Source organism: Coleofasciculus sp. G2-EDA-02, assembly GCF_040226375.1.
Lineage (GTDB): Bacteria > Cyanobacteriota > Cyanobacteriia > Cyanobacteriales > Coleofasciculaceae > Coleofasciculus.
In genome coordinates this window covers 1-16,293 of record NZ_JAVKEW010000005.1, presented here as the reverse complement: position 1 = coordinate 16,293, position 16,293 = coordinate 1, and the positions used below count along the sequence as shown (strand labels likewise).

The 16,293-nt window shown below is 45.4% G+C and carries 12 protein-coding genes and 2 pseudogenes; 8 read left to right on the top strand and 6 right to left on the bottom strand.

Going from position 1 to position 16,293, the window contains the following annotated elements; all coding sequences use genetic code 11:
• The 4 genes from RLO19_RS00360 to RLO19_RS00345 all read left to right on the top strand — a co-directional run.
• Window positions 1-192 (top strand): hypothetical protein (locus tag RLO19_RS00360; protein WP_446352815.1); only part of this gene is annotated, 192 nt, incomplete at its 5' end.
• Window positions 193-231: 39 nt separating this feature from the next.
• Complete coding sequence (locus RLO19_RS00355) at window positions 232-861, top strand: chemotaxis protein CheB (protein ID WP_446352814.1); 630 nt, start codon at window positions 232-234, stop codon at window positions 859-861.
• 50 nt (window positions 862-911) lie between these two features.
• Window positions 912-2,789 carry a CheR family methyltransferase gene (locus RLO19_RS00350; RefSeq protein WP_446352812.1) on the top strand — a complete coding sequence of 626 codons (1,878 nt, stop codon included), beginning with the start codon at window positions 912-914 and terminating at the stop codon, window positions 2,787-2,789.
• A 1,035-nt stretch (window positions 2,790-3,824) separates the two neighbouring features.
• Entirely contained in the window at window positions 3,825-5,042 is a 1,218-nt protein-coding gene (locus RLO19_RS00345) for an ATP-binding protein (RefSeq protein WP_446352810.1), read from the top strand.
• A 429-nt stretch (window positions 5,043-5,471) separates the two neighbouring features.
• Here the strand turns inward: RLO19_RS00345 and RLO19_RS00340 are convergent, their stop codons facing one another.
• The 3 genes from RLO19_RS00340 to RLO19_RS00330 all read right to left on the bottom strand — a co-directional run bounded on the left by RLO19_RS00340 (window position 5,472) and on the right by RLO19_RS00330 (window position 9,348).
• Window positions 5,472-6,503 (bottom strand): aromatic ring-hydroxylating dioxygenase subunit alpha, encoded by a 1,032-nt coding sequence (locus RLO19_RS00340; RefSeq protein WP_446352808.1) that lies wholly within the window; start codon window positions 6,501-6,503, stop codon window positions 5,472-5,474.
• Window positions 6,504-6,677: 174 nt separating this feature from the next.
• Complete coding sequence (locus tag RLO19_RS00335; protein ID WP_446352807.1) at window positions 6,678-7,196, bottom strand: type IV pilin-like G/H family protein; 519 nt, start codon at window positions 7,194-7,196, stop codon at window positions 6,678-6,680.
• 196 nt (window positions 7,197-7,392) lie between these two features.
• A complete protein-coding gene (locus RLO19_RS00330; RefSeq protein WP_446352805.1) occupies window positions 7,393-9,348 on the bottom strand; it encodes an FAD-dependent oxidoreductase in 1,956 nt (651 codons plus the stop codon).
• 106 nt (window positions 9,349-9,454) lie between these two features.
• Here RLO19_RS00330 and RLO19_RS00325 point away from each other — a divergent pair.
• Window positions 9,455-9,718: pseudogene (locus RLO19_RS00325) on the top strand (ABC transporter permease); the annotation flags it as partial.
• A gap of 29 nt (window positions 9,719-9,747) precedes the next feature.
• Here RLO19_RS00325 and RLO19_RS00320 read toward each other — a convergent pair.
• Entirely contained in the window at window positions 9,748-11,001 is a 1,254-nt protein-coding gene (locus tag RLO19_RS00320) for an RNA-guided endonuclease InsQ/TnpB family protein (RefSeq protein WP_446352803.1), read from the bottom strand.
• Window positions 11,002-11,316: 315 nt separating this feature from the next.
• Window positions 11,317-11,910, bottom strand: a pseudogene (recR, locus tag RLO19_RS00315) (recombination mediator RecR); the annotation flags it as partial.
• Between the two features lie 188 nt (window positions 11,911-12,098).
• On the opposite strand from recR, the gene RLO19_RS00310 reads away from it, so the two are divergent.
• Together RLO19_RS00310 and RLO19_RS00305 are read left to right on the top strand one after the other, a co-directional pair.
• Window positions 12,099-13,385 (top strand): valine--pyruvate transaminase, encoded by a 1,287-nt coding sequence (locus tag RLO19_RS00310; protein WP_446352801.1) that lies wholly within the window; start codon window positions 12,099-12,101, stop codon window positions 13,383-13,385.
• A 217-nt stretch (window positions 13,386-13,602) separates the two neighbouring features.
• The gene (locus tag RLO19_RS00305; RefSeq protein WP_446352799.1) at window positions 13,603-14,055 is read left to right on the top strand and encodes a DoxX family protein; all 453 of its coding nucleotides are present in this window, start codon (window positions 13,603-13,605) and stop codon (window positions 14,053-14,055) included.
• 164 nt (window positions 14,056-14,219) lie between these two features.
• Here the strand turns inward: RLO19_RS00305 and RLO19_RS00300 are convergent, their stop codons facing one another.
• On the bottom strand, window positions 14,220-15,086 hold the full coding sequence (locus tag RLO19_RS00300; RefSeq protein ID WP_446352797.1) for a shikimate dehydrogenase: 867 nt from the start codon (window positions 15,084-15,086) through the stop codon (window positions 14,220-14,222).
• Window positions 15,087-15,263: 177 nt separating this feature from the next.
• Between RLO19_RS00300 and RLO19_RS00295 the strand changes: the two genes are divergently transcribed.
• Complete coding sequence (locus RLO19_RS00295) at window positions 15,264-16,115, top strand: hypothetical protein (protein ID WP_446352795.1); 852 nt, start codon at window positions 15,264-15,266, stop codon at window positions 16,113-16,115.
• Window positions 16,116-16,293: the final 178 nt, after the last annotated feature.

The window sequence follows — 16,293 nt, the reverse complement described above, 5'->3', positions numbered from 1 at the left end:
CACCAAACCCCTATTTGGTCACCAAACCCCTATTTGGTCACCAAACCCCTATTTGGTCACCAAACCCCTATTTGGTCACCAAACCCCTATTTGGTCACCAAACCCCTATTTGGTCACCAAACCCCTATTTGGTCACTGTTTCCGATTCCCTCCCCTGACCTCGCGCCGATATTGCCAAAACCGATAGACTAAAGGCGTCAACTCTTATAGTTCGGTGCTACCTCTAATAAAATGCAACAACCCCAGGTTGATCAACCCAACAATCCCCCGCCAGCCTTCGCCAATACCGCCTTTGATGTCATCGCCATCGCCGCATCCGCAGGAGGGCTAAAGGCGCTATCTCAAGTTTTATCCGATCTACCGACTGACTTTCCGGCGGCGGTTCTAGTCTTACAGCATCTTGACCGCACTCACCCTTCTCTAATGGCAGAGATACTCCGCCGGCGTATTTCTTTGCCGATTAAGCAGACGGAGGAAGGAGACAAGCTAACTCCGGGACAGGTCTATATTGCCCAACCAGATTATCATGTTTTGGTAAACTCTGATGGTACCCTTTCCCTAACTCAGTCACCTATCGTTAATTTTGTCCGTCCCTCGGCAGATTTACTGTTTGAGTCCCTGGCAAAAAGTTATCGAGATCGGGCAATCGCTGTAGTGTTGACAGGGACAGGGAAAGATGGCAAACAAGGAGTACAGGCGATCGCGAAAATGGGCGGTATGGTGATTAGTCAAGATCCAGAAACGGCGGAACACTCTGGTATGCCCAGTTCTGCCATTGACACCGGGATGGTTGATTTAATTTTACCCCTATCGGAAATTGCCTCAACACTTATTCAACTGGTAAAAGAAGGCAGAGGTTAGAATATTTTAATATTTATCAGTAATCAGTAATACCCAACGACAAATAACTAATGACGAATGACCAAGAAAAAGAAGAAAATAGAATTTTTGAAGCGCTACTGGAATACATAAAAGAAACACGCGGGTTTGATTTTACCGGCTACAAACGCTCTACATTAAAGCGGCGGATAACCCGGCGAATGCAGTCCCACAACATCGATAATTTTGGTGGTTATCTGGACTACATAGAAGTTAATCCCGAAGAATTTGAGCTGCTGTTCAATACGATTTTGATCAACGTTACCAAATTTTTCCGGGATACCGACGCCTGGGACTATTTGCAAGAGCAAACCCTGCCGAAACTGTTGCAGGAAAAGGATGAACAAGACCAAATCCGCGTCTGGAGTTCTGGTTGTTCCTCTGGGCAAGAAGCCTACTCTATCGCCATTCTTTTGGCAGAAATTTTGGGTTTTGATCAATTTCGCCAGCGAGTCAAAATCTATGCCACGGATGTCGATGAAGAAGCCTTAAATCAAGCCCGTAGTGCTAAGTATGAACCCAAAGCTTTAAAAGATATTCCCGAGGAACAGCGACAGCGCTATTTTGAAAAAGTCGGCAATCACTATGTCTTCCGGTCTGAGGTAAGGCGTATGGTGATTTTTGGTCGTAATGATTTGGTACAAAATGCGCCAATTTCCCGACTGGATTTGCTGATTTGCCGCAACACGCTGATGTACTTTAATGCGGAAACCCAGAAAAATATTTTGGCACGTTTTCACTTTGCCCTAAATGAAAACGGCGCTCTATTTTTGGGCAAAGCGGAGATGCTGCTAAGCAATAGCAATCTGTTTAGACCCTTGAGTTTACAGCACCGCATCTTTACCAAAGTGCCAAAGCAGAAGCTGAGCGATCGCCGGCTGCTTTTTTCCCCATCTGGGGATGAAGAGGCGAAGAGCCGTGTGTCTGACCGGGTGCGCCTGCGAGAAGCGGCATTTAACACCTCACCCATGGCTCAAGTTATTGTTGATGCAAATGGCTACTTGGTTTTGGCAAATGTGAGCGCCCGGTCGATGTTTGACATTAAACGGCAAGATATTGGCAAACTGTTTCGGGATTTAGAACTTTCCTACCGTCCCCTAGAACTTCGGTCCCTCATTGATGATGTCTATCGCGATCGCAAATCGATTACGATTAGCGATGTGGTGCAGAATCAGTCAGATGAGACTCAGTACTTGGATGTGCAAATTACCCCCTTACAGGAAAACGGCAATGACAATCAGTGGCTGGGAGTGAGTATTTCTTTTAATGATGTCACTAGCTACAACCAATTACAAAATAAATATCAAACGTCCACCCAAGAACTGGAGACGGCGAATGAGGAACTTCAGTCAACTAATGAGGAATTAGAAACAATCAACGAGGAACTGCAATGCACCAACCAGGAATTAGAAACCACTAACGAGGAACTGCAATCGACGAACGAAGAACTGGAGACAATGAATGAAGAACTCGAGTCTACGAATGAAGAATGGCGGACAATGAATGAAGAATTGCGCTTGCGGACGGATGAAGTCAACCAAGCTAATTCCTTTTTAGCGTCAATTCTGGAAAGTTTCCAAACTGGGGTGATTATTGTAGACCGCGAATTTAATATTATCCGTTGGAATCAAGACGCCGATGAACTTTGGGGAGTACGCAGTGACGAGGTACAAAACAAATCCCTACTGAGTTTAGATATTGGTTTACCTGTGGATCAGTTGATCGAACCTATCCGTAAATGTTTTCAGGGCGAGGAAAATCACCAGACAATAACCGTGGCTGCGATTAATCGCCGAGGTCAGTCCATTCAATGTCGGGTTACGCTTCAAAGCTTGAAAGGATTAGAAGAAGAACAATCATACGGAACGATTATACTGATGGAAGAATTGGAGAATCAAGGAGAGGGATGAGGGGGTGATGGGGTGCAATGTAGAGATGCTTCTGGCATCGCGTCTGTGTGTAGGGGCTCACTTTCACGACTATCGTTTTTTGCTCGCCCCAATGTCACTAAACCCGCCCTGTCTAAATGATGAATTCCCAGATACTAATGATAAATGACTCCAAACTGCGGCGGCAAATTTTGAGTAACTTACTCACAAACGCCCTGAAATACTCACCCCACGGTGATCCCGTAGAATTTGAACTCAACAGTGAACAGTGATCGATAACTGATAACTGATATAGCAACCGCCATAGCTGTTAGGACACATCATTTATGTAGAGACGCGCTTTTGAAGCGTCTCTACAATGGTGCTGATAACTGGTAACTGATAACTGATAGGGGTACAATAAATGGGGCAGGACTAGGACTCGCGATCGGGAAAAAAACTGTAGATTTACACAAAGGCACAATTTATGTCCAGAGTAAGATTGACATTTGCACGACATTGACCCTCAACTTATCGCCCCGAAATTAAAAAAATTTCTTGTAGGGGCACGACAAGTCGTGCCCCTACAAATAGTGGTACAACTATTTTGAGATAGCCAGACAAACGTCAATCGTCCTAGAATCGAAAGTTGATAATTTTGAAAATGACTATAATAAGGTACTAAAGTCCCTGTATAGACCTCTGACTCAAGCTCTGATATCACGTTCATTTAAGCAGGAATCATTTTTTGCTACCTTACCAGGTTATTTGTAACCTTTTTCCATCTGCATTGAAGAATACTAAAGGGTACAGCTTAAATGAGATATAATATAAATACTGCTTTTTAAACGCAATCATACATAAAATGCTGCCTTGACCACAGATAAATCTCGATAACCTAGACACCAGTGATGTCATGGAGAAAACAATGAATAGTAACCAATCAGTAAAAAAAAACTGAATGTATCCTCAGACACATTAACCGAAGCCATTCGGGATCATATTCAAAAAGCTCAAGAGCGCTTAGCACAGAATCAACCTGAAGTTGACATCTTACCCGATCAATACTCAACTCAGTTGACTGAAACTATTGCTGAATTATCAACCACCCTAGAGGAATTACAAGTTGCTGTCGAAGAAATCCAAGAACGGAATCAGGAACTCGCAGCGGCGCATCAAACCACAGAAAACGAACGCCGACGGTATCAAGAATTATTTGAATTCGCCCCAGACGGCTATGTGATCACCACCGCATCCGGTACAATTCAAGACGCCAACCACGCTGCTGCCACCCTGCTGAATATAGAACAGAGGCGTCTAATCGGCAAACCCCTCGCTGTCTTTGTTGCCGATATTAGCAAATCCACCTTTCGCACTCAATTAAACCGACTAACCCATTTATCCCCCCCCGACTTTTCCACAACTCTGCTGTACAGAGACTGGGAAGTATTCCTGCAACCGCGCCAAAGTGAACCTTTTCCGGCGGAGATTTCCATCTCTGCTGTTCTCAACCCCCAATCTGAAATCGTGGGATTGCGCTGGTTAATTCGAGACATGAGTTATCGCCATCAGGTAGAAAGCTTACGCCAAGAATTAGAAGCAGAAAAAGAATTCAGCGAACTCAAATCACGCTTTATCCAAACCGTCTCCCACGAATTCCGCACGCCGCTAAACATGATTTACGTTTCCGCGCAACTCCTCGCCCGTTCTCACGATGGATTGAGTGAAGAAACATGCAATCAGTTGCTACAACGAACTGATAAAGCCGTGCGGCGGATTACTAAAATACTCGATGATGTCTTAGTCTTTAGTAAAGCCAGCGCCGACAAACTCGAATTAAGCCCCACATTAATCGACATAGAGCAATTCTGCCAAAATGTGGTGGAAGACTATCAAGTCATAGCAGGTAGCCGTAAAACGATTCACTTTAACTGTCAAAGGAGAAATCATAGCGTTTGCCTGGATGAAAAACTCCTCTATCAGATATTAGGCAACTTATTATCCAACGCGATTAACTATTCCCTACCAGACAGTACCATAGAGTTATCCTTGACCTATGAGGGTAATAATATATCCTTTCGGATTCAGGATCAAGGAATTGGCATTCCCAGAGAAGACTTATCACACATCTTTGACCCCTTCCATCGAGCGAGAAATGTCAGCAACTTATCCGGAACAGGATTAGGGCTATCAATAGTACAAAAAGCCGTCGAATTACATGGCGGGACAATTAAAGTAGAGAGTGAAGTTGGCGTCGGCACAACATTTACCGTCACCCTACCTTTAAGTTCGTAGTTCGTAGTAAGGGCTTTAGCCCTATCATCGTAACGCCGACACCATCAACGCAAAATATACATTAAACCTTAAGAAAGGGCGGGTTTTGTCACAAACATTATCAACAAAATTCACAATTCATACCAAATCCGCCTTTATCACCCCCTTTTTCCACGGCGATTGAAATCGCTGCTACACAAACAAAGTCCGCCTGCGCGGACTAGGTTATAACGGGGGTAGCTAACCCGGATTTGGTATCATATGATGTCCGGCAAATCACCCCTACTAAAAATGTACGGGCTTGGTTACCAAGCCCCTACTTCCCATCACCGTAATTATGGGTATTCAACCGGACATGATATCAATCCCTAAACCCGCCCCGACAATTCACGGGCGGGTTTTGCACCAACTTTATCATCAACAACCCAAATCAAATCCCATTACCCGCCCCTACAATTCACTCTGCTTACCCATCAGCCGTTGCACACTCACCAACGCCCGATTTAACTCATACCCCTTTCGTTCAGGATTCGCCAAATATGCCAGTTGTTCCTCCTCAATCATCTGCACATCCTGACACACCAATCCATCCAACAACCCCTGTGCTGAACCGAATAAACTATCCTTAATCCACCGCCGAAACCAAATCGGTAACTTATGCAACCGCCAAAATGCATTTAGCGACGTGAAATGAATCAAATAGGCACGAGTTTTCCGCAAATTCACTGGGCACAATAAACAGTAAATCTTAAAATCCTGTCCCAAACTTGACACCCAATGGGGATAAACATAACTCACATCCAACGGTTCCGGGTGCAAGCGGCGTAGCGCCGGAAAAAACAACTGAGAAATCGACCATATTTTATCAATTTTATAATAACTTTTTGCCTGATAATGAGCATCCACCCGATGTTCATCTTCATCGATATCCGCCAAAACCGGAGCAGCCCAAGCTTGCCAATCCTGATGTAAATGCCCATGATACATATCCATCAGATTTTCAATTAGAAAGGAATAATGGGCATTACAGTCAATCGTGGAAACTGTGGCAATATAATTCAGATGCTCCCACTCGGGTATTGCCATCGGTTGTCGAATTTCCCCAGACTTATCCCCTGGAAATAGCCAAATAAACCCATCCTTTTCCTGCACCGGATAGGCGCGAATTTTACAACTCGGCAGTTTTTGATGATCAGCTAAATAAGGAACAGATGCACAGTCTCCGGTTGGTTTAAACTGCCATCCGTGATAGACGCATTCCAACAAATCATCTTTAATTTTACCGTGACTTAATTTAACTTCTCGATGAGGACAACGGTTTTCTAGGGCATGAATTTGACCTGTACTATCTCGATAAATAACAATCTCTTGATGCCAAAGGATTACTCCTAGAGGTTGAGATTTGACTTCATCACTGCGGGCGACAACATACCAATGATTTAAATTAATATCGAGTTGGCGAACGTCTATATTTTTCATCATAAATCATAATTAAATTGTAATTTTAATTTAATTGTAGGGGCAGATTTAACCATTGTCGGGGCAGATTTAGCCATTGTCGGGGCGGGTTTAGCCATTGTCGGGGCGGGTTTAGGAATTTAAGTCAGCTATTGCTGAAATAACGGAACAACAAAACCCGCCCTATCTCACCAATAACTATAATATTGTGTCCCGATCAAAATCCGTTAACGCATGAGAACCAAAGGGACATAATATACCCGTTGAAGCAAACGTCGGCGCTGTCGGAATCACAGGCGGAGACGTTGAAGGCAAATTTGTTTCACAAATCCCACCAATCCCTTTGATAATTTCACCTAACGACAAAATAAAAGCCGCCCCCGCATAACTTTTCAGTCTCGGGTTTTTCGCTTGGGCAATTAAAATCATACCCTGACGTGGATTCTGTGCAGGTAGCATCAGATAACGATAATTCTCTGTTTCCTGGAACCCAGCCAGATTTAATTCGGCTAAGGTTGTGGCAAACTGAGAATAGTTAAGAAAATAATTTAATTGCGCCAGATTGACGGCATTTAAATACTCTTGCACCTCAGCTTGCAGCGCCAAGGCTGCTGCTGTCTGGGGAATGTATGGAGGAGATTCCTGTGCCTTTACTGTTGGCGAGATTCCTGCGAATAAAGTAATCAGTCCTAATTTCGCGATCGCACCTCTAATCATAGCTTGTTCCTCTCCGTTGGGGATAGGTGATTTGGGAAATCAGGGCGGGTTTTGTTGATACGTTAATCGGTAGGATTCAACATTGATTTCCTAAACCCGCCCCTACAATTGCTTGTACCGTTGGCGAGATTCCTACTTAAGGATGGTGGGCATTGCCCACCCTACGGTGTATCAAGGGTTTCTGACATAAGACAAATCATATTGAAAAAATTCCCTCTGGATTCACCGATAACAGCGATCGCCGTTGCAATCCTTCTCGGTGTATAATCCCATTAGCCGCCAGGAATCCACTACTCACCGCCCGTTCCATTAAGCCACAGGGAAAGGGCATTTTTACCCAATCCCCGGCAAAGAAGAGATTCGCCACACCCGAATCCGTTTCTGGGCGTTTCTGATAACTACCTGGCGGATAACCGGAGAAGTTTTTCTGATTCACTAATTCTCGGTGTAACATCGTCGCCGTTTGCAATTGTGGCACAATTTCATAGATTTCCTGTTCAAAGGTAGTTAACAGAACCTGCTGATTGGGAAACTCGTCTTCCTTATAACAATAAGCATGTAATTCTACCACACTTCCCCCAGTTTTTTCATGCCACTGAATATAATCATCTTGGATGCGGTGATACAGGGCAATACTATCGGTGAGACGATACCCAGAAAGGGAAGTAAAATTACTATGCTCCCAGGGAAAATCTTGATCAAACCAAAATCTGGCAACGGCAAAAGGATCAGCCACGGCTAATTTTTCTACCTGAGTTAATACCTGCTGATTCACATCCCCTTGTGCCAATTTAAACAGATGTTGTACACCGGGAACATCGGTGGCAAAGACATAATAATCTGCCTGAATGGTTTCTGTGGATATCTGGGGTGAATCCGGACTAGGAATTCCTACCAGTTGCACTTCATCCTCCTGGCGTTGCATCAGTTTAAACCGGGGTAAATCCCGTTTCGCAGGTCCGGCAATTACCTGTCCTTGGGAATTATAAACCGCCCCATGACAAGGACAGAGAAACTGACCATCAGCTTGGGGTTGTACTGTACAGCCTTGATGGGTACAAGTCAGAGAAATGGCTTGGTTCTCTTCTGGAAATAAGGCAAACATGGCATCCCCTGCGCCGTAATAGTCAATGTTAGCTTCTATTTCATCAGTTACCTGATTTTGATTCCGCTTCACCCAAAACGGCACAGGGGTTTGAGCTGTTCCCTGCTGATAACTAAGAGAATGAATCTGTCCATCTTGCCAATTAATGTTACTTACCGTTGCTTCAGTGACAATTTTTCCCTGCTTATTTTGAATGGCTTGGGCAATTGGTTCAACCAAACTCCTACCCATATCTTGGCGCGTCCCATTAAACGCCAATCCTTCCGGATTGCCAAAAAAATAAAAATGGAAAAACTGCATTAATTCGCCCACACTTAACCGATCCGGTGCATTGAGACTGGATTTAGCAAAGGGTAAAAAATACAGATCATAAAGTCCTTGGGGAAACTCACCTTTTATCCAATCAGCAACCGATAATTGATCGAGGCGCTGAAAAGTATCGGGAATTTGGAAGCCACCAATTTCCCGGAAAACCTGCCAATGTTTCAGCTTCGTCAGATTAATTCCCCAACGCCAGCGATTTGAAGACGCGATCGCTAAATCTACCACATTCCAGGGAAACGCTGAACGGCTGGGGCGAAAGACTTCCGGCTGATACTGATTATCCCGGAAAACCACGGAATAAAATTCCAGGGAACGGAAATGATCCTGGATATCCAACTGAGCCACCAAACGATTCAAATTATAGTAGTGGGGGAAAAAGCCATGGAACCCGTGTTCCATCCATAGGGATTGATCTCCCACCTGAATCTGCCAACTAGCAATCTTACCTCCGAGTTGAGGCGATCGCTCTAATAAGGTTACCTCAAAACCCCGTTGACTCAACTCATAAGCACAACTAAGCCCCGCCAATCCTGCACCCACAACTACCACAGACTTAGAGTTAGTCAGGTTTCGGGGCAAATCTAGGGTATCTAGCTGAATAATCGTCGGTTGAGGTTTTGCCCAGCGAGAATATCCGATGACACTACCCACCCCGGCGACGCCGATGAGTTTCAGGGCGGTGCGTCGGGAAAGGTAAAGAGAGTTTAATTTGTCATTGGTCATTGTTTAAGAAACAGGGAACAGAGAACATGGAATGGGGCGGGCGCGAGTTGCATCTGGGTGAGGCAAGAAACAATAATAGTGAAACCCGCCCCGACAGAAAATTCAAATGAACTATTGCCATGAAACATTTGCTGTAGCCCAGCGTATTTTAATTGAACTGGGGCGAAGACGCCGCAGTTTGGTGTTTTGGGGGATTTTCCCCATTTCAGTATTATTACTCAATGGTTATATTTTGGCAGAACGCGCCCAATTGTCGATGGCGCCAGCCTTTGAGAATGCCGCCCCCTCGACGTTGGCAGGTGCTGCTTTGTTTTTTAGCTGTCTGGGGGGTACGGTAGCGACGGTGGTGGGAGAACGGGAACAGCAAACCCGTGACATCCTCCGACGATGAATCAAAGATTACATCGTCGGCTTCCCAACCTCACAATTGGGCATTGCTCCCCTACGCCAGTTATCTAGGCACATAACCCCCGACACCTCGACTTGAGAGCCAATTTCTTGCTTCTCCAGAGTCCCTGGATACGTTTCTATTCCACGATTACAGATTTCTTGAGCAGCAGCCACATCACGATCTACTTCATAATGGCACTCAGGACAGTAATGAATTCGGTCTGAGAGTTCCTTTTTGACCGTGATTCGGCAATTCGGGCAAGTCTGAGAAGTTCCCCGATGGTCTACTTCTCCAACAAATACCCCTCGTTTGTTGCCAACAAACTTGAGGATAGAGCGAAACTGCCCAAACCCTGCATCAATCGTATGCTTACCTAAAAAGCCCTTTGCCATAGTGCGGAAATCAATGTCTTCAACAAAGATAGTATCCGCCATAGCACAGAGTTTATGGGCAAGCTTAAATTGATAATCCTTTCGCTTGAAAGCAATGTGGTTATGCTGTTTCTCTACCTTTCTCCTGGCTTGATCATAATTTTTAGAGCGCTTTTGTTTCTTTGCCAACCGACGTTGTAGCACTTTCAGCCGACGGTGCTCGGTTTTGAAGAATTTGCGCCCAGGCTCAACAAAGCCGTCACTGGTTGCCAGGTAACAGAGCAGTCCCACATCAACCCCAATAGCATGACCATGAGGGAAGGGTTTTGGAATCTCAATGTCTGAGTACAAAGTGATCACAACAAACCATCCCATTGCCTTTTTAACAACCCGTACTTGTTTAACTATAAAGCCATCAGGAACAGGTCGATGCAAGTTAATTTCCACCTTCCCTAACTTCGGGAGTTGGATCTGCCAGCCTGTGATTGGGTTAGTCTTGAATTGCGGGAATAGCAGCGACTTCACTTGTCCCACTTTCTTGAAGCGAGGGAAACCATACCCTCTTTGTCTAAAGAAGTCCCAAGCATCATGCAACCTTCTGATGTTGGTTTGCAAAACTTGGGAAGGAACTGATTTGAGTCGCGGAAATTCCTGCTTAGCTTTAGGCAAATTGTTTTGTTGTTGGTGGTAACTGGGAAAGGGATAATTTGCACTCATAATGTACTCAGACTCCAAACTACACCTATCTATTGGACACTTTCTAGAAGCCATCCAATCCTTGAGTTCCCGCAATGCGTAGTTGTAGGACACCCGCAACGTTTCCAACCACTCATCGAGGAGTTGGGTTTGTTGTTGGTCGGGCTTGATTCGGTAGGTGTAGTTGAGAAGCATAATTAGATTCTACCACATCTATTTCAAGTGGTAAATGTCGAGTTCAGGGGTATCGAACCCCCTCAATTGACTTGAGGAGTGAAGGCATCCCAACGCTTGCGTCAGAGATTATGGAGTGGGACTTATAGCTCCTCAAACTCCTCATTAGTTAAACGTCTGTTCATCTCACCCTTAAGTGGCATATCCTACTTTCTAGGTAGGGCTTGCTTTCTTTTTGAGCTTAAGTTAACACCAATAACTGATGTGCGCCCTTTACCAACGTGCGCTTTTCCCTTTTCCCCGTTCCCCGTTCCCTGTTAAGAGTTCCCTCACCAATTAATCCAACTCCCGCCGCCCTTCCAACGCTCGTGCTAACGTCACCTCATCAGCATATTCCAAATCCCCACCCATGGGTAAACCAAAGGCAATTCGAGTCACCTTAGTAAATGGTTTCAATAGTTGACCAACATACAGCGTCGTCGTTTCCCCTTCCACACTCGGACTAATCGCTAAAATCACCTCTTGAATCTTCTGCTGGCTAACGCGGCGCACCAGTTGTTCAACGTGCAATTGTTCGGGTCCAATTCCATCCATGGGAGAAATCACCCCACCGAGAACATGATAATTTCCCCGATATTCCCGTGTTTTCTCCAACGCAATCACATCACGGGAATCCGCCACCACACAAAGCGTTGTTTTATCCCGATTCGGATTACGACAGATATCACAAACGGATTCAGCCGACAGGTGAAAGCAAACCTGACACAAGCCAATCTGCTTTTTCGCCTCAATTAAAGCCTGCGCCAGGGCTTTGACTTCATCCTCTGAGCGCTTAATAATATGTAATGCCAATCGTTGAGCAGTCTTGGGACCTACTCCAGGTAAGCGTTGTAGTTGCTCGATCAGTCGAGCTAGGGGGCGTGTGTAAACCGTGGTTGTTCTCCCAGTCTATGCGTTTACCTTACCTATAGTAAGCTTTCAAGTTGAGAAAAGGATGGGGAATGGGGGGAGTCGAGTTGTGCAATTTGCGGTTAAATAAGTACAGTCCCCAGCGAATCAGCAAATTTGATTCAATTCGCGGCAAAGTAAGTTAACCTCTGTAACGAGTGCGATCGCCCATGATAGAACTGTCTCTAACTCAATTCGGCACTCAGATGTCCAACCTGACGGGCGTCCGGGCTATTATGAAAGATATCATTGAAACGTTACGAGCAGGTCAGGGACAAGATTTTATTAATCTCAGTGCGGGAAATCCGGTAATTTTGCCAGAGGTGGAACAATTGTGGCGAGACTGTACCGCCCAACTCTTGGCAAGTCCCGAATACGGTGAAGTGGTTTGCCGCTATGGGTCATCTCAAGGATACCAGCCATTGATTGACGCGATCGCACGGGATTTCAATCAGCGTTATGGGTTAAGCCTAACTGAACGTAATATCTTAATTACTCCCGGTTCTCAATCCATTTACTTCTATGGGGCGAATGCCTTTGGCGGTTATACCCAAGCCGGTGAGTTAAAACAAATTGTTCTCCCCCTGAGTCCCGATTATACCGGGTATGGTGGCGTCAGCTTAACCCCAGAAGCGGTAATTGCCTACAAACCCAGCCTGGATATTGATGAAGCGGCGCATCGCTATAAATATCGTCCCGACTTCAGCCAATTGAAAATTAACCAAACGACAGGATGTGTAATATTTTCTCGTCCCTGTAATCCCACAGGTAACGTTCTCAGTGATAACGAAGTGGGAAAAATTGCCGAACTCGCCGCACCTGATCATGTGCCGGTGTTCATTGACTCCGCTTATGCGCCGCCATTTCCGGCATTAAATTTTACCGAAATGACACCAATTTTTGGTGATAATATTATCCATTGCCTGAGTTTATCCAAAGCCGGATTACCCGGAGAACGAATTGGCGTCGCCATTGGTGATCCGGATATGATTGGTATTTTGGAATCCTTCCAGACGAATCTGTGCATCCATTCCTCCCGTTACGGACAAGCGATCGCAGCACGGGCGATTAATTCTGGCGCATTGGCTGAGATTTCTGTTAATGTAATTCGTCCTTATTATCAGCAAAAGTTTGCCGTCTTAGAAACAGCGTTGAACCAATTTATGCCCAAGGAGTTACCTTGGTTTTTACATAGAGGTGAAGGCGCAATTTTTGCCTGGTTGTGGTTAAAAGATTTACCGATAACCGATTGGGACTTTTATCAACACTTAAAGCAGGTGGGGGTAATCGTGGTTCCCGGAAACACCTTTTTTCCTGGATTACGGGAAGAGTGGGAACACAAACATCAGTGCATTCGGATTAGTCTCACCGCCAGCGATCGCGAATTAGAAACCGCCATGCAACGGTTAGTTCAGGTGACACAACAGGTGTATCAGCAAGCCGTGGTGCCGGTTTAAGGCTCGTTCCTAGGCTTTGCCTGGGAATGCTCTTGGGGAGGCTCTGCCTCCTTTAAATAACCCAGTAACCCTGACCACTATACCATGAAACTAAGCTTTTGAGGAGGCGATTGAAATCGCTGCTACTGGTTATCGAGCAGTTTAAGAGCTAACTCCCGATAGACGCGCGATCGCGACTCAGCCTCTATCCTGTGAGCGTGAGTTTCCTATATTCCCTATGTCTCAATCACCTGACAACAGTTATCGCCGCAAAGAAATCCTTCGGGGTGTTTTTGCTGTATGTACCATCATCGTCGGTATCACCCATTTCCTGAAACCAGAACAATATGCCCGCATCGTTCCCCCACCCTTTCCCCCCTTGACGTCTGTCTATGTGAGCGGGTTCTTCGAGATTCTCGGCGGTATTGGTTTAATGATTCCATTCGTCAGCGTCGCCGCCGCCTGGGGACTGATTTCTCTGTTTATTGCGGTGTTTCCTGCCAATATCTACATGACACTGCATAACATCAAGATTGAAGGTATTCCCCACAGTCAATTATTTTATTGGATTAGGCTACCTTTTCAAGCCGTGTTAATAGCTTGGGCTTATTGGTATACTCGCCAACCGGAAAAACAAGCTGGCGCATCAGCAGTTGCTGAAAAAATTAAGCCTTTAATTAATCGATCATGATAGAAACCCTTCCCCTTGACAACCATCATCCCCCCTGGCTTAACCGCCTTTAATTTAATTAAGGATAAAATCAGAAAAAACGTTAATTCTGGGGATTGGGTGAAGCATTTGGGTAGAGGCGTTTGCCGTTGGTGTCAACAGTTAATTTCCCAAATGCTTCACCCCTACGAGGAAAAAATTTGTTGCAGGGATTCTCGCATGATCTCAACGGGTGGTGTTTGTTTTAACCAAATTTCTAAGGCGGCAGCACCTTGTTGCACTAACATTTCTAAGCCGTCAATGGGAATCGCGCCTTGGTGTTTGGCTTGTTGTAGAAATTTTGTGGGATTTGGGGTGTAAATTAAATCATACGCGATCGCGCCTTTGGGCAATCCTTGCATTGTCTGTTCATCTACAGGAGATTGCTCGACATGAGGATACATCCCCACAGGCGTTGTATTCACCAGTAAATCGGCTTGTTGTAGTAATTGTGGCATTTCCTCCCAGGGATAAGCCTGTAGAATCTTAGACAAGGGAGTATCTGTCCAACTTTGCTGAAACTGACTTAACTTATAAGGATTACGACCTACAACCCAAATCTCAGGACAACCCAACTGCATACAACCCACGACAACAGCGCGTGCTGCACCGCCATAGCCTAATACTACCGCCTTGGTTTGATGCCAATCTCGCTTATATTGGTTCAGGGGTGCGATAAACCCTAAGACATCAGTATTCGTCCCACTCCAGCCTTGATCAGTACGCCAAACGGTGTTCACCGCACCCACCAGTTGGGCGATATCAGATACCTCCGATAACAGGGGAATAATGGCTTGCTTATGGGGAATCGTGATATTAAAGCCTTGCAAACCCATCGCCGCAAACCCCGCCACGGCGACATCTAAATCCTCCGGTTTAACAGGTAGAGGGAGATAGACATAATCCACACCCAACTGTGCGATCGCGCGATTGTGCATAATTGGTGATAGAGAATGCTCCACCGGATGACCAATTACGCCCAAGAGTTTAGTTGTCCCTGTAATCTGTTGCATTCTGTTATTTTATCAGCCCCTGGGATGAGCTGAATCAAAGGCTCAATGACTTTTCCGGAATATCTAATCAACTGGGGTAATTACGCTAAGGTGTAATAGTACCACCAATGATACTATTATTTCAGATTAATCTGTTCACAGTTGCCAATGAATCACCCAATTCAATAATTTTCTGATATGCTGCGAAAATTTATCATCATTTTCATGTCTTTGTCATTGTGTCTAACCACCCTAGCTTGTGGTTCTGATTCCGTCACCAAAACTCCAAATCAGACGGTCAATGTTACCTCAAATGCCCAGCAGTTTAGTAATGGGAAATATCCGGTTCAACAAGCCACTTACGATGATGTCAGTGGTGAATATAACCTGATGTTGCTGAATACGCCAGCCGGTACACCCCCTGTTTTTCGTAGTCCAGATTTGCGATTAGCCCGTCTAACCGATGAGGAAATAGCGGCGGGTAAAAAGGCTTATTTGCAGATCGAAAATGGTCAAGCCGATATGTACTTGAGTGAGGACTTTCGGATTGAATATGTCCATAACGTTACCGAAACCCAAACGAATACTCAAACGGGTCAACCGGAAACCGTAATTGTGCGGCGGGAATCCAGTTTCTGGACACCATTTGCAGGCGCTATGGCGGGTCAAGCCTTGGGGAGTTTATTATTTCGACCCAGCTATTATGTACCCCCTGTTTATCAACCGGGTGGGATAATGACTGGATATGGTGGATATGGAAGCACCTACTCCCAAGCGGTAGACCGATATCAAGCCCGTCATAATCAACCACCACCTGCGGTAAAAAATCGTCAAGCCTTCCGCAGTACAGGTCAATTAAGACGCTCATCTGATACATCTGCAACGGCTGACAAAAATCGCCAAACAGGTAATCGGGCGACAGGTTCAGGTTTCGGGTCTAGTGATTTGCGCCCTTCTAATAAATCTGATTCGACGCGCAGGAATCGTTCCGGTGGTTTTGGTAGCAGTTCTGGCAGCCGTCAGCGTTCGACGGGAAGGAGACGGCGTTAAATTGTCTTATGTCATTTGTAGGGGCGGGTAATGGGACAATTGTAGGGTCGGGTAATGGGACAATTGTAGGGGCGGGTAATGGGACAATTGTAGGGGCGGGTAATGGGACAATTGTAGGGGCGGGTAATGGGACAATTGTAGGGGCGGGTAATGGGACAATTGTAGGGGCGGGTAATGG

Excerpts from the sequence above, each read along its gene's own strand:
- RLO19_RS00300 (WP_446352797.1), bottom strand. The coding sequence starts at position 15,086 with ATGCAACAGATTACAGGGACAACTAAACTCTTGGGCGTAATTGGTCAT.
- RLO19_RS00350 (WP_446352812.1), top strand. The coding sequence starts at position 912 with ATGACGAATGACCAAGAAAAAGAAGAAAATAGAATTTTTGAAGCGCTA.
- RLO19_RS00295 (WP_446352795.1), top strand. The coding sequence starts at position 15,264 with ATGCTGCGAAAATTTATCATCATTTTCATGTCTTTGTCATTGTGTCTA.
- RLO19_RS00335 (WP_446352807.1), bottom strand. The coding sequence starts at position 7,196 with ATGATTAGAGGTGCGATCGCGAAATTAGGACTGATTACTTTATTCGCA.
- RLO19_RS00305 (WP_446352799.1), top strand. The coding sequence starts at position 13,603 with ATGTCTCAATCACCTGACAACAGTTATCGCCGCAAAGAAATCCTTCGG.
- RLO19_RS00355 (WP_446352814.1), top strand. The coding sequence starts at position 232 with ATGCAACAACCCCAGGTTGATCAACCCAACAATCCCCCGCCAGCCTTC.
- RLO19_RS00330 (WP_446352805.1), bottom strand. The coding sequence starts at position 9,348 with ATGACCAATGACAAATTAAACTCTCTTTACCTTTCCCGACGCACCGCC.
- RLO19_RS00340 (WP_446352808.1), bottom strand. The coding sequence starts at position 6,503 with ATGATGAAAAATATAGACGTTCGCCAACTCGATATTAATTTAAATCAT.
- RLO19_RS00320 (WP_446352803.1), bottom strand. The coding sequence starts at position 11,001 with ATGCTTCTCAACTACACCTACCGAATCAAGCCCGACCAACAACAAACC.
- RLO19_RS00310 (WP_446352801.1), top strand. The coding sequence starts at position 12,099 with ATGATAGAACTGTCTCTAACTCAATTCGGCACTCAGATGTCCAACCTG.